General features: G+C 67.4%; 12 protein-coding genes. 9 read left to right on the top strand and 3 right to left on the bottom strand.

The window, feature by feature from the left end:
• Positions 1–12 precede the first annotated feature (12 nt).
• Both FOC84_RS09575 and FOC84_RS09570 read left to right on the top strand, forming a co-directional pair.
• Entirely contained in the window at positions 13–438 is a 426-nt protein-coding gene (locus FOC84_RS09575) for an acyl-CoA thioesterase (protein ID WP_173144208.1), read from the top strand.
• Positions 439–479: 41 nt separating this feature from the next.
• The gene (locus tag FOC84_RS09570; RefSeq protein WP_088138227.1) at positions 480–887 is read left to right on the top strand and encodes a RidA family protein; all 408 of its coding nucleotides are present in this window, start codon (positions 480–482) and stop codon (positions 885–887) included.
• Positions 888–1,366: 479 nt separating this feature from the next.
• On the opposite strand, the gene FOC84_RS09565 is transcribed toward FOC84_RS09570, so the two are convergent.
• Positions 1,367–2,353 (bottom strand): AraC family transcriptional regulator, encoded by a 987-nt coding sequence (locus tag FOC84_RS09565; protein WP_173144207.1) that lies wholly within the window; start codon positions 2,351–2,353, stop codon positions 1,367–1,369.
• A gap of 280 nt (positions 2,354–2,633) precedes the next feature.
• Between FOC84_RS09565 and FOC84_RS09560 the strand changes: the two genes are divergently transcribed.
• From FOC84_RS09560 to FOC84_RS09535, 6 genes are read left to right on the top strand one after another with little or no spacing between them, the layout of a single operon-like run.
• A complete protein-coding gene (locus FOC84_RS09560; RefSeq protein WP_088138225.1) occupies positions 2,634–3,812 on the top strand; it encodes an ABC transporter substrate-binding protein in 1,179 nt (392 codons plus the stop codon).
• A 28-nt stretch (positions 3,813–3,840) separates the two neighbouring features.
• Complete coding sequence (locus tag FOC84_RS09555; protein ID WP_173144206.1) at positions 3,841–5,085, top strand: dienelactone hydrolase family protein; 1,245 nt, start codon at positions 3,841–3,843, stop codon at positions 5,083–5,085.
• A 9-nt stretch (positions 5,086–5,094) separates the two neighbouring features.
• A complete protein-coding gene (locus FOC84_RS09550; protein ID WP_173144205.1) occupies positions 5,095–6,444 on the top strand; it encodes an aromatic ring-hydroxylating dioxygenase subunit alpha in 1,350 nt (449 codons plus the stop codon).
• Complete coding sequence (locus FOC84_RS09545) at positions 6,435–6,968, top strand: aromatic-ring-hydroxylating dioxygenase subunit beta (RefSeq protein WP_173144204.1); 534 nt, start codon at positions 6,435–6,437, stop codon at positions 6,966–6,968. The genes FOC84_RS09550 and FOC84_RS09545 overlap by 10 nt, the downstream gene beginning before the upstream one ends.
• Complete coding sequence (locus tag FOC84_RS09540; RefSeq protein WP_173144203.1) at positions 6,965–7,576, top strand: cysteine hydrolase family protein; 612 nt, start codon at positions 6,965–6,967, stop codon at positions 7,574–7,576. Before FOC84_RS09545 ends, FOC84_RS09540 begins: the two co-directional genes overlap by 4 nt.
• A 13-nt stretch (positions 7,577–7,589) precedes the next feature.
• Positions 7,590–8,396, top strand: a complete 807-nt coding sequence (locus FOC84_RS09535; RefSeq protein WP_173144202.1) for an SDR family oxidoreductase — start codon at positions 7,590–7,592, stop codon at positions 8,394–8,396.
• Positions 8,397–8,414: 18 nt separating this feature from the next.
• On the opposite strand, the gene FOC84_RS09530 is transcribed toward FOC84_RS09535, so the two are convergent.
• A complete protein-coding gene (locus FOC84_RS09530) occupies positions 8,415–10,184 on the bottom strand; it encodes a DUF342 domain-containing protein (protein ID WP_173144201.1) in 1,770 nt (589 codons plus the stop codon).
• Between the two features lie 271 nt (positions 10,185–10,455).
• Between FOC84_RS09530 and FOC84_RS09525 the strand changes: the two genes are divergently transcribed.
• Complete coding sequence (locus tag FOC84_RS09525) at positions 10,456–11,208, top strand: lytic transglycosylase domain-containing protein (protein ID WP_173144200.1); 753 nt, start codon at positions 10,456–10,458, stop codon at positions 11,206–11,208.
• Positions 11,209–11,241: 33 nt separating this feature from the next.
• Here the strand turns inward: FOC84_RS09525 and hemL are convergent, their stop codons facing one another.
• The gene (hemL, locus tag FOC84_RS09520; protein WP_173144199.1) at positions 11,242–12,519 is read right to left on the bottom strand and encodes a glutamate-1-semialdehyde 2,1-aminomutase; all 1,278 of its coding nucleotides are present in this window, start codon (positions 12,517–12,519) and stop codon (positions 11,242–11,244) included.

The raw sequence follows: 12,519 nt of genomic DNA, 5'->3' as shown, positions 1-12,519 counted from the left end.
CAAGGAAATTCCATGGCAGCCCCTTTCATCAGCCAGGTCGAAGTCCGCTTCCGTCATTGCGATCCGGCGGGCATTGTTTTCTATCCTCGCTATTTCGAGATGATCAATGACTTTGTCGAGGAGTGGTTCGACAAGGGCATGGGGTTGCCGTTTCATGCGCTGCATGTGGACCGGCACATCGGTACGCCGATGGCGTCGGTGCAGTGCGATTTCAGCGCGCCCAGCCGCTGGCACGAGCGTTTGCGGCAGGTGCTGGAAGTACAGCGCATCGGCGGCGCGTCGTTCAAGGCGCTGGTGCGTTTCGAGGGGCCGGATGGCCAGTTGCGGTTGTCGGCGACGCTGACGATCGTGACGGTGGATTTGCGGACGATGAAGTCCATGCCGCTGCCTGCGGATCTGCGGGAACGCATGCAGGCTTATCTGGTTCCCGCGGCGTAAGCGGCGGGGATCGTTTGCTTTCTTAAATATAGGATGACGTTATGAAAATTCTGCAACCGCCGGATTGGATGGCGCCCCGGGGCTATTCGAATGGCGTGCTCACCGAGATGCAGGTGGGCAGCAAGCTCGTGTTCGTGGGCGGGCAGGTGGGGTGGAATGGCCAGCAGCAGTTCGAAACCGACGATCTGGCGGAGCAGGTGCGCCAGACGTTGGCGAACATTGTTGCGATTCTGGCCGAAGGGGGCGCCAAGCCTGAGCATATCGTCCGGATGACGTGGTACGTGACGGATAAGGACGAGTACGTGGCGGCTTATCCGGCGATTGGCAAGCACTACCGGGAGTACATCGGCCGGCATTTTCCGGCGATGACGGCGGTGGAAGTGGCGGATCTGGTTGAGGATCGCGCCAAGGTGGAGATTGAGGTTACTGCCGTGGTGCCGGCGCAGTAATTGTGGGTTGCTCCTGGGCGCCGAGGGTTGCTTGATTGCTGACCTTCGGTGCTTTTTTTGTTGTCTTTGTTTTCTTGGGATGGTGCCGCGGGGCGGTTGCTGGTTCTTAAGACGCCCGTCACGACGGTGGCCCGGCGTGCGCGGGGCTGCGATTGCGGTCCGGAGCCTTCGCTCCGGACTTCCCCTTCGTCATCCTCGTTGCCGCCTACGGCGGCTGCCTTCGGATTCCCTCGGGCTTATCGACGCCCCGCGCACACCGGGCCACCGCCGCGCCAGGCTGCGTCAATCGCTCTCGACGTTCGCTGGGCCGACTGGTGTTCGTGGGGTTCTGGTCGCGGATTGCGCGGTGCCGAAGATCTTGCGGTGCCCGCTTCAAGAGGCCGCCCGGGCGGCCTCTTGAAGCATACGCGGGGGCATGCGCTCCATGGCTTCGTTACTGTCGATGTGTCGTCGTCTTTGCGTGTGCGCGCATTTCTACGTCACTCCATCACTCGCCGCGTCTCGCGCGGCAATTCTCCGAAGCGTTCCCGGTAGTACTCCGAGAACCGTCCCAAATGCCCGAACCCCACGCCCAGCGCCACCTCCGTGACGCTGGCGTCTGCCCGCGTCCGTAACCGGCTCCTGGCCTCATCCAGCCGCAGCGCCCGCAGCGCATTCATCGGCGTGGTGTTGCGGTGTTCCTGGAACAGGCGCGTCAGCGCGCTGGCGCTGGCGCCGGCGTGGCGGGCGATGTCGGCCAGGGTGAGGGGGGCGGCGAGGTGGTCGCGCATATAGGTTTCCGCGGCGCTCAGCCGGCGCGGGACGGTGGCTGCGATGCCGGCGTGCGCCTGCCAGCTGTTGGGCTGGTTGTAGAGCAGGTGCAGCACCAGCGTGTCTTCCAGGTGTTCCAGCCAGGCCGCGGGCGGGCGCGGGGCGCCGTCGTCCAGGGTGGGCAGCAGGTGGATCAGGCTTTCGACCATGCTGCGCCAGACGGCGCCGACGGGGTTGTCCAGGCGCAGGGCGGGGCTGAAATCGAGCGGGCGGGTGGCGGCCTCGCCGAAGGCGCGCTGGCCGATGGCTTCGAGCTTGCCGCGGGGGATCTTGAGCAGCAGCTGTTCGCAGCCGGCTTCCCAATGCAGTTTGAGCGGGCGGTTGGGGGCGATGACGGCGGCACAGTCGGGGTCGGCGTCGACGCGGTCGTTGCCGCATTCGATACAGGCGCGGCCGCTCAGGGGGACCTGGACCAGCATGAAGTCTTGCAGGCGGTCGGGTTCGATGTGGACTTCGGCGCCGTAGCGCAACGTACAGACTGTCAGCGAGCCGAAGCGGCCCCGGTTCAGTTCGGCATCGACGCGGCCCCCTTTCCAGGTGAGGCGGTGCTCTTTCAGGGCTTCGGAGACGAGGGTGCGCGTCTCGTCCTGCTGGGTGGAGCTGAAGACGCGCCGCTTGAACAGGGGCGCAAGCGTGAGTCGGGACCAGCCTTGCATGGATGCCTCCGGGACGGGAACGCTCCCGTGTTACTGCCGAGGGTAATTTAAACGTCAAGGACTTGGAATTAAGTGATTCCCGGATAAGGCTGACGGAATCCGGATAGAGCGACCCCCCGGCGCGGCCTAATCTAGCCGGCAGGCCCTTCGCGTGTTGGTTGGAGGGCGCCGCCGCGGCGCGTAAGCTGGCGGCGTTGTTCGGCAGCATGCGTTAACCGACGGCAGACGGGTTCTGTCAGCTTTCCGCCGGCGTGGCCGGGCGGGGATAACGGGGTGGCTCATGAATCGGAATCTATGGAGCCGGCGCGCGCTGGCTGCGCTGGTGTGCATGACGGCGGCGGCGGGTGCCACGGCGGCGGACAAGGTCAAGGTCGGCTTGCTGACCACGCTGTCGGGGCCGGGCGCGGCGCTGGGCAACGAGATCCGCGACGGCTTCAATCTGGCGCTGCAGCATACGGGCGGCAAGCTGGGCGGGCTGCCGGCGGAAGTGGTGGTGGCGGACGATCAGCAGAAGGCAGACACCGGCCGCCAGGCGGTGGAGCGGCTGTTGAAGCGCGACCGTGTGGACGTGATGACGGGCATCGTGTTCTCGAACGTGCTGCTGCCGGTGATGCCGGCCATCCTGCAGTCGGGAACGATCTATCTCAGCACCAACACCGGGCCGGAGAACTATGCGGGCGCGGGCTGTAATCCGAATTTCTTCGCGGTGGCGTGGCAGAACGAGGACATTCCGGCCGCGATGGGCAAGTACGCCACCGACCAGGGCTACAAGAGCGTGGCGCTGATCGCGCCGGACTATCCGGGCGGACGGGAATCGCTCAACGGCTTCAAGCGCCTGTACAAGGGCGGGCTGTCGGAAGAGATCTACACCCAGCTCGGGCAGCTGGATTATGGCGTCGAGATCACGCGGCTGCGCGCCAGCAAGCCGGATGCGGTGTTTTTCTTCCTGCCGGGCGGCATGGGCGTGAACTTCATCAAGCAGTTCAACGGCGCCGGCCTGTCCAAGGAGATCGCGCTGTTGGCGCCTGGCTTCTCGGGCGACGAGGACACGATCGCGGCGGTGGGCGCGCCCATCGAGGGCATGCGCAATACCTCGCAGTGGGCGTCGGACCTGGATAACCCGGCCAACCGCAAGTTCGTCGAGGACTTCAGGAAGACCTACAACCGCAGTCCGACGCTGTATGCCTCGCAGGGCTATGACGCAGCCATGCTGCTGGACAGCGCGGTGCGCCAGACCGGCGGCAAGCTGGAGGCGGACGCGCTGCGTCCGGCCTTGCGGCGCGCGGACTTCAAGTCGGTGCGCGGCGATTTCAAGTTCAACCGCAACCAGTATCCGGTGCAGAACTATTACCTGCGCATCGTCGAGGCCGGGGCGGGGGGCAAGCTGTCCAATAAATTGTCGGGCACGGTGCTGACCCAGTACCAGGACCCGTTCGCCGCTGCCTGCCAGATGAAGTAGAGCGGATGTCTGCATCAAGGAGATACGTATGATCCAGAAAATTACGACGCGCGAAGTGACGGTGGCCTCGCATGATGGCAAGTCCTTCGGCGCCTATCTGGCCGTGCCGGCGTCCGGGCATGGCCCGGGCCTGGTGCTGTGCCAGGAGATCTTCGGCGTGAACGACTTCATGCGCCGCGCGGCGCAGCTGCTGGCCGAGGAAGGCTATGTGGTGCTGGTGCCGGACCTGTTCTGGCGCCAGCAGCCGGGCATCCAGCTGACCGATGGCCCGGCCGACATGCCGCGCGCCTTCGAGCTTTATCAAAAATTCGACGTGGAGCTGGGCCTGCAGGACATCGCGTCCACCATCGCCGCGCTGCGCGGGCTGCCCGAGAGGCAGGGCGGGGTGGGCGTGCTGGGCTATTGCCTGGGCGGCAAGCTGGCCTACCTGGCCGCCTGCCGCACTGACGTGGACGTGGCCATCGGCTATTACGGCGTGGGCATCGAGAACAGCCTGGACGAAGCGTCGCAACTGCGCGGCCGCCTGGTGCTGCATATCGCCGAGCAGGACGGCTTCTGTCCGCCCGAGGCGCGCCAGCGCATCCTGGAGGCCTTGGGCAACAAGCCCGGCGTGCAGATCTACGTCTATCCGGGCATGGACCACGCGTTCGCGCGCACCGGCGGGGACCACTACGACAAGCCGTCGGCGCTGATGGCGCACCAGCGCAGCATGGCCGCCTTGCAGCGCGCCATCGGCCCGGAGTTCGATTATTCGACCCTGTGGGACAAGCACTGCGAGTACGAATTCGGCACGCGCGACGTGGCGGCGACGATGGCGACCATGGTGGCCGAGCCCTATGTGAACCACATTCCCACCATGACCGGTGGGGTGGGCCATAAGGAACTGAGCCGCTTCTACCAGCACCACTTCGTCAACAGCAATCCGCCGGACACGCGCCTGGTGCCGCTGTCGCGCACGGTGGGCGCCACGCAGATCGTGGACGAGCTGCTGTTCTGCTTCACGCACACCACCGAGATCGACTGGCTGCTGCCGGGCGTGAAACCCACGGGCAAGTATGTGGAGATTCCGCTGATCGCCATCGTCAAGTTCCGTGGCGACAAGCTCTATCACGAGCACATCTATTGGGACCAGGCCAGCGTGCTGGTGCAGGTGGGCCTGCTGGACCCCAAGGGCCTGCCCGTGGCGGGCCGCGAAACCGCCGCCAAGCTGCTGGACGAGACCCTGCCGTCAAACACGCTGATGGCGCGCTGGAAAGAAAGCGAGAGCAAGTAGGAGCCGGACATGTCATACACCGAAGAACAATTGGCCGCGATGGTGCGCGGCGATAGCGTGCACCGCGGCGTCTATACCGACCCTGCCATCTTCGACCTGGAGATGCAGCGGATCTACGGCCGCGCCTGGATCTACGTGGGGCATGAAAGTCAGGTGCCCAAGACGGGCGACTACCACACCACGCGCCTGGGCGACCAGGACGTGCTGATGGTGCGGGCGACCGACGGCCGCGTGCACGTGCTGTACAACCGCTGCCCGCACAAGGGCGCCAAGGTGGTGGCCGACGGCGAAGGCTGTGTCGGCAAGTTCTTCCGCTGCCCCTACCATGCCTGGACCTTCAAACTGGACGGCAGCCATCTGGGCGTGCCCTTGAAGCAAGGGTTGGAAGGCACGTCCTACGACCCCGCCGATCCGTCCTTTTCGATGCGCCGCGTGGCGCGGGTGGAAAGCTATCGCGGCTTCGTGTTCGCCAGCCAGGCCAAGGAAGGCCCGGCGCTGGAAGACTTCCTGGGCGGCGTGCTTTCGTCCATCGATAATCTATGCGACCGTTCGCCGGTGGGCGAGGTGGAAGTGGCCGGCGGCATCTTCCGCGTCATGCAGCGTTCGAACTGGAAGGTGTTCTACGAGAACCTGCACGACACCATGCATGCCCGCGTCACGCATGAATCGTCGTATGCCGCGGCCCGCGACGAGGCCAAGGAAATGGGCGAGATGCCGCTGGAGCTGCACATCATGGACGGCAACGGCGAGCCCTACGAATTCTGGGAAAAGCTGGAGCTGCGGGCCTATCCCAACGGCCATGGCTACATGGAAGGCATCTTCAATCCGGGCGCGGCCGAGCGCGACCCGGTGTCGCGCGCGCACTTCGAAACCCTGACCGCCGCCTACGGCGAGACGCGCGCCCGCGAGATCCTGGGCATGAACCGGCACAACACGGTGATCTACGGCAGCGGCTCGCCCCACACGGTGTTCCAGCAGTTCCGCGTGATCCGCCCCATCGCCGTGGACCGCACCATGATCGAGATCCAGACCTTCCGCTGCAAGGGCGCGCCGGATGGCGTGTTCAAGCGCGCCATGCTGTACGCCAACGTCATCAATTCACCCTCGTCCAATGTCATGCCGGACGACATCGAACTCTACAACCGCTGCCAGGAAGGCAATGCCACGCGCGGCGGCGAATGGGTCAGCATGCACCGCTACCACGGCAGCGACCGCAGCGATACCGAAGGCCTGGTGTCGGTCAACGGTACCAGCGAGCTGCCCATGCGCAACCAGTTCAGCGCCTGGAAGACCTATATGGAAGCCGGCGCCGCCGCCACGGAAGCGGCCGCCGCCACCGGAGACCGCTCATGCTGCTAGACCTTGATTTCGACGTGAGCACCGCAGGCCTGTCGCCGGCCGACGTGCCGGCCGACGCCTATCACCGCATCGCGCAGTTCCTGTATCGCGAAGCGCGCCTGCTGGACGAACGCCGCTACGACGACTGGCAGGCGCTGTGGACGACGGACGGGATGTATTGGATGCCGCGCGTGCCGGGCCAGCAAAGTCCGTACGACCATATCTCGCTGTTCTGGGAAGACCGCATGCTGCGCGACGTGCGCATCCGCCGGCTGGAGCATCCGCGCAACTGGTCGCAGCAGCCGCCTACGCGCAGCGCGCGGCTGGTGGGCGCGGTGGAGATCGAGGGCGTGGACGCCGGCGGCAACCTGGTGGTGCATTCCACCTTCCAGATGACCGAATGGCGCAAGCGCCAGCCGCGCCAGTTGGCAGGCCGCTATACCCACAAGCTGGCCGCCGAGGGCGACGGCTGGCGCATCCGCATGAAGCGCGTGGACCTGGTCAATTGCGACGACGTGCACGACGTGTTCGAGGTGTTCGTGTGACCGCGACCGACGCCGCGGTGCTGGCGCTGCACTTCCAGAACGACGTGCTGCACCCCAAGGGCAAGATCCGCGTCGGCCTGGATGCGGACGGCGGCGCGCGCCAGCGCCTGCTGGACAACGCCGCGGCCCTGCTGGCGGGGGCGCGGGCCCATGACCTGCCCATCGTGCATGTGCGCATCGCGTTCCGGCCGGACTACGCCGACCTGATGGCCAACTGTCCCATCTTCCGCAACGTGGCCGCCATCGGCGCCGTGCCTGAGGGGCAGTGGGGCAGCGCCTTCTATGACGGGCTGCAGCCGCTGGCCGGCAGCGCGCGCGAGTTCGTGGTGAAGCACACCCGCATCAGCGCCTTCTACGGCACGCCGCTGGAAGAGACCCTGCGGCTCTTGGGCGCGCGCCGGCTGGTGGTGGCGGGCGTCGCCACGCATTCGGTGGTGGAGGGTACGGTGCGCCATGCGGCCGATATCGGCTTCGAGGTCATGGTGGCGCAGGACGCCTGCGCATCCGCCGACCCGGCGGTGCATGACGCGTCGCTGGCCAGCATGCGCCTGATTGCGCAAACGGGGCCGGTGGCGGAAGCTGTGCGCTGGGCCGCCGCGCCTCATTGATCAAGGATTCATCATGGATTTCACAGGCTTTCCCGGGCTGGCCGGCAAGACCGCCATCGTCACCGGCAGCACCCAGGGATTGGGGGCGGACATCGCGCGCGGGCTGGCTGCGGCCGGCGTCAAGGTGGTGCTGGTCGGGCGCAATGCCGAGGCCGGCCGCGCGTTGGAAAGGGACCTGGACGGCCGCGCGCTGTACTGCGAAACCGACATCGGGCAGGACGACCAGATCCAGCGCTGCATCGACGCCGCCGTGGCGCGCTACGGCAGGCTGGACATCCTGGTCAACAACGCCTGCCAGTACGCGGACCGGGGCCTGGCCTCGTCGCGCGAGGAATGGCACAGCACGCTGGACACCAACCTGGTGTCGGCCGCGATCTTCACGCAACTGGCTGCGCCGCTGCTGCCGCGCGGCGGCGTGGTGGTGAACATGGGCAGCACGGGCGGCAAGTTCGGCGCGGCCGGACGCGCGCTTTATCCGGCGTCCAAGGCGGCGCTGCTGCAGATCACCAAGAACTTCGCGGTGGAGCTGGCGCCGGCCGGCGTGCGGGTGCTGGCGGTGTCGCCCGCCTGGACCTGGTCGCCGTCGGTGGAGCAGTTGTCGGGCGGGTCGCGTCCGGCGGCGGACGCGGTGGGCGCGCATTTCCACCCGCTGGGGCGGGTCGGCTCGGGCGAGGAGATCGCCGCGGCCGTGTGCTTCGCCTGCTCCGACGCGGCTTCGTGGATGACGGGGGTGGACATTCCCGTGGACGGCGGCTTTTCCATCCTGGGCCCGGACCGCGGCATCTCGCCGCGCGCCTGGTTCAAGGAGCTGGCGCCCTGAGGGCGCCAGCGGGCGGAGTCAGCGGATGACGATCTGCCCTTCTTCGACGGCGGCCTTGCCGCCGATCTGGTCTTCCAGGAATTCCTGCATCTTGTTGCCCACCTGAATCGTCACGCCGCTGCAGAAGCGGCGCGCGGCCTGGATGGTGGCGCTGGCCAGGGGCTGCAGGTCCTGCACCAGCTGGGTTTCCTCCGCGTCCAGCGCCAGCAGGTCCTGGCTGAGCTTGACGTGGGTGTTGCGGGCGCGGTCGGCCACGTCGCCCGGGGCGCGCTGCGGATTGGCCTTCAGGAACATCAGTAGCTGTTCCAGCTTGGATTTTTCCTCGTGCATCTTCTGGCGCTTGCGCGCCAGCGCCGTGCGCTTGATGTCGGCGTGCGGATCCAGGCCGGCCTGCACCAGCGTCGGGATGCCTGAAGGCGAGCCTATGGTGCCGGCGCGCACGGCCTGCATGGCGCGGGTCTGGCCGCCGGTGATGGCGCTTTGCTGGGTGTTGGGCGGGCCGACGTTGATGCTGCCGCCGGACGCAATGCTGCTCTGGCGGACTTCGCGCTCCACGTCCACATCCTTGCCCGCGCTGATGACGGCGTTCTCGATGAACTTGGCGCGCAGCGCGCCGCCGCAGACGACGCGGGCGGTGCGCGCGGCGGCCGCGGCGTCCTGCAGGGCTTCGGCCAGGCCGATGATGCCGCCCTTGACCGTCACGTTGCCGCCGGCCTCGACCAGCGCCGCTTCCATGGTGCCGTTGACCACCACGTCGCCGGTCACGTGGACTTCCATGGTGGCGGCGATGTCGCCGCGCACCAGCAGCGAACCCTCGAAATGGATGTTGCCGGTGCTGAGGTTGACGGCGTCCACCTCGACCATGGGGTTGACCTGCACGCCGTGGCTGACCAGGGTGGGCGTGCCGGCGATGATGGCGCGCAGCAGCAGCGGATCTTCAGGATCGACCGCCGCGCCGGACAGGTCGCTGGCGAACGGCGTGTCGGGCAGTTCGTCGGGCAGGATAGGCTCGCCCAGCACGGTGGTACCGTCCACGCCGGGCAGGGGCGGCGTGCGCCGCATCAGGGGCATGCCAGGCGTCACCAGCAGCAGGCTGCCCAGGTCGCGGTAGTCCACCTGGGCCAGTTCGTCGATATCCTGGCCGCGCGGCTTCAGGCGGTCCAGCAGGCTTTCGAAGCGTGTCGGGGTGCCGCGGGTAGGCGGCGTGCCGCGGGCGATCTGCACGGTTTCGCGGCGGCCCTGCGTGACGGCGTCGATCAATTCCTGTTCGAGGATGCCGTGGACGATGCCGCGCTCGGCCAGCACCTGGCGCACGGCTTCCAGTGTTACAGGCTTGCCGCCCTTGGGCGGCAGCAGGGTCAGCAGGGCGGACATGCGCGTGGCGTCCAGCTCCAATTCGAGCGAGCCGTGGATGAGCTGGCCGACCGGAGCCTGCACGGTTGCCGTGGCGTGGCGGCAGAGGTCGATGAAGCTCAGGACGGCCTGGCTGTCCAGCGCCTCGGCGTCCCAGCCCAGGGCCACGGCCGCGGCCGCCAGGGAGTCCCAGCTGGGCAGCTCAGGGTCGATGCGGGGATGCGGTTCGGTGGCTTCTTCGGCGAGGGCCACGTCGGCGCCGTGGTCGGGGTCGGGGTCGGGGTCGGCCGCGCCGTCCGCCTCGGCCCGGGGGGCCGGCGAGCCGGCCTCGGCGGCGGAATCCGCCGGATCGGGACACGCAGGCGGCGTGTAGACCGCCGTCAGGACGTTGGTCGTGGCATCCAGCACCAACTGGAGCGTGTTTTCTGCGTCCATCTCAGCGTCTCCCGCCCTTGGCGCTAGCCGCCAAGTTCACTCATTTGGTAATTATAGGAAATATTAAGTCATATTCTATCCCAAGCTTCCATAACTATTGGAAAGTAGGATCGACAAATTCCGCCGCATGCCCTAGTTCCGCCCCTGTTTTCCCCTGGGATGGCGACCGGCAGGCCAGGACTAGGGCGTCGGTACTAGCGACAAAACGACGCAGTCGCCGCAGCATAGGACCTCCACCATGCGTCCTCGGACGCCGCCGGAGCGCCATCCCATGCACCGCCACCCCCGTCCCGTCCTGCCGGTCCTGCGCGCCCTCCTGGCGCGCGCTGGCGGCATGGCGGCGCTGGCGGCCGTGGTGGCCGGCGTGCTGATGTTGGCGTCCGCCAGTTCCGCCCAGGCGGCCGATATCTACCGTTACAAGGATCCTTACGGCGTCTGGCGGTCCATGAAGGTGCCCACGGGCTACGCCAAGTATTACAAGCGGGCGCAGGCCAGGACCGCCTGGCGCGGCAGCGGCATGAAGGTCTGTCTGGAGTGCGAGCCCAAGTCGGGCGACGGCGCCCGCCTGGTGACGCTGGCTTCGGCTTCGCGCGCGCAGCGCTGGGGCGACCTCAAGGTGCCTGCCGCGCACGACGGGCTGATTGCGCGGGCGGCGCGGGAGTCGGGCGTGGACCAGGCCTTGCTGACGGCGGTGATCGCGATCGAATCGGGCTTTCGCAGTGATGCGCGCTCGCCCAAGGGGGCGCTGGGCCTGATGCAGCTGATGCCGGCCACGGCGGCGCCGCTGCTGTCGGTGACGGACGTGGAGACGGCGCTGGTGGATCCGGCGACCAATGTGAACGCGGGGTCGCGCCATCTGCGCCGGCTGATCGACCAGTATCCAGGCCGGCTGGATCTGGCGCTGGCGGCCTATAACGCGGGGGAAGGGGCGGTGCGCAAGTACGACGCCGTGCCGCCCTATGCGGAAACCCAGGCCTACGTCCGGGATGTGACCGCCTTGTACGAGCACTACAAGGCGCCCTGAGGGGAGCGGCCGCGGGCCGGCTCCCCAGCCGGGTTACAGCGACGCGAAGACCTTTTCGGCGATGTCCAGGGTGGACTTGATCACCGCGTCGTCATGCGTGGCCGAAACGAAGCCGGCTTCGAAGGCGGACGGCGCGAAGTGCACGCCGTGGTCCAGCATGGCATGGAAGAAGCGATTGAACGCCGCCGTGTCGCAGGCCGAGACCTCGGCGAACGAGGCCGGCACCTTGTCGCTGAAGTAGATGCCGAACATGCCGCCCACCGAGTCGGCCGAGAAAGCCAGGCCGGCGGCGCGGGCGCGTTCCTGCAGGCCCTGGGCCAGCTTGGCGGTCTGGGCCGTCAGCTTGTCGTAGAAGCCGGGAGCGGCGATCAGGCGCATCGTGGCCAGGCCCGCGGCGACGGCCACCGGGTTGCCCGACAGCGTGCCGGCCTGGTAGACGCCGCCCAGCGGGGCGATGTTCTTCATGATTTCGGCGCTGCCGCCGAAGGCGCCCACGGGCATGCCGCCGCCGATCACCTTGGCCAGCGTGGTGATGTCGGGCTGGACCCCGGTCAGGCCCTGCACGCCTTGCGGGCCGACGCGGAAGCCGGTCATCACTTCGTCGAAGATCAGCAGCGCGCCGTGCTGCGTGCAGACTTCGCGCAGGCCTTCCAGGAAGCCCGGGGCCGGCTTGATCAGGTTCATGTTGCCGGCGACCGGCTCGACGATGATGCAGGCGATGTCGGCGCCATGCTGGGCGAAGGCCTCGCGCACGGCGTCCAGGTTGTTGTATTCCAGGGTCAGCGTGTGCGACACGAATTCCGGCGGCACGCCGGCCGAGCTGGGGTTGCCGAAGGTCAGCAGGCCCGAGCCGGCCTTGACCAGCAGGCTGTCCGAATGGCCGTGATAGCAGCCTTCGAACTTCACGATCTTGGCGCGGCCGGTGGCGCCGCGGGCCAGGCGAATGGCCGTCATGGTCGCTTCCGTGCCCGAGCTGACCAGGCGCACCTGCTCCAGCGAGGGCAGGCGCGAGATCAGCACTTCGGCCAGCTCGATTTCCGCCTCGGTGGGCGCGCCGAAGGACAGGCCGTTGACGGCCGCTTCCTGCACCGCGCGCACCACTTCGGGATGCGAGTGGCCGAGGATGGCGGGGCCCCAGGAGCCCACGTAATCGATGTACTGCTTGTCTTCCGCGTCCCACACGTACGGGCCCTGCGCGCGCTTGATGAAGCGCGGCGTGCCGCCCACGGAGCGGAAGGCGCGCACGGGCGAATTGACGCCGCCGGGGATGCTGCGGCAGGCGCGTTCGAAAAGCTGAGCGTTACTGGACAT

The organism is Achromobacter pestifer (assembly GCF_013267355.1).
GTDB lineage: Bacteria > Pseudomonadota > Gammaproteobacteria > Burkholderiales > Burkholderiaceae_B > Achromobacter > Achromobacter pestifer_A.
This window is presented reverse-complemented; position numbering and strand designations above follow the sequence as displayed.

Excerpts from the sequence above, each read along its gene's own strand:
- FOC84_RS09570 (WP_088138227.1), top strand. The coding sequence starts at position 480 with ATGAAAATTCTGCAACCGCCGGATTGGATGGCGCCCCGGGGCTATTCG.
- FOC84_RS09555 (WP_173144206.1), top strand. The coding sequence starts at position 3,841 with ATGATCCAGAAAATTACGACGCGCGAAGTGACGGTGGCCTCGCATGAT.
- FOC84_RS09575 (WP_173144208.1), top strand. The coding sequence starts at position 13 with ATGGCAGCCCCTTTCATCAGCCAGGTCGAAGTCCGCTTCCGTCATTGC.
- FOC84_RS09525 (WP_173144200.1), top strand. The coding sequence starts at position 10,456 with ATGCACCGCCACCCCCGTCCCGTCCTGCCGGTCCTGCGCGCCCTCCTG.
- FOC84_RS09535 (WP_173144202.1), top strand. The coding sequence starts at position 7,590 with ATGGATTTCACAGGCTTTCCCGGGCTGGCCGGCAAGACCGCCATCGTC.
- hemL (WP_173144199.1), bottom strand. The coding sequence starts at position 12,519 with ATGTCCAGTAACGCTCAGCTTTTCGAACGCGCCTGCCGCAGCATCCCC.
- FOC84_RS09545 (WP_173144204.1), top strand. The coding sequence starts at position 6,435 with ATGCTGCTAGACCTTGATTTCGACGTGAGCACCGCAGGCCTGTCGCCG.
- FOC84_RS09550 (WP_173144205.1), top strand. The coding sequence starts at position 5,095 with ATGTCATACACCGAAGAACAATTGGCCGCGATGGTGCGCGGCGATAGC.
- FOC84_RS09560 (WP_088138225.1), top strand. The coding sequence starts at position 2,634 with ATGAATCGGAATCTATGGAGCCGGCGCGCGCTGGCTGCGCTGGTGTGC.
- FOC84_RS09530 (WP_173144201.1), bottom strand. The coding sequence starts at position 10,184 with ATGGACGCAGAAAACACGCTCCAGTTGGTGCTGGATGCCACGACCAAC.
- FOC84_RS09565 (WP_173144207.1), bottom strand. The coding sequence starts at position 2,353 with ATGCAAGGCTGGTCCCGACTCACGCTTGCGCCCCTGTTCAAGCGGCGC.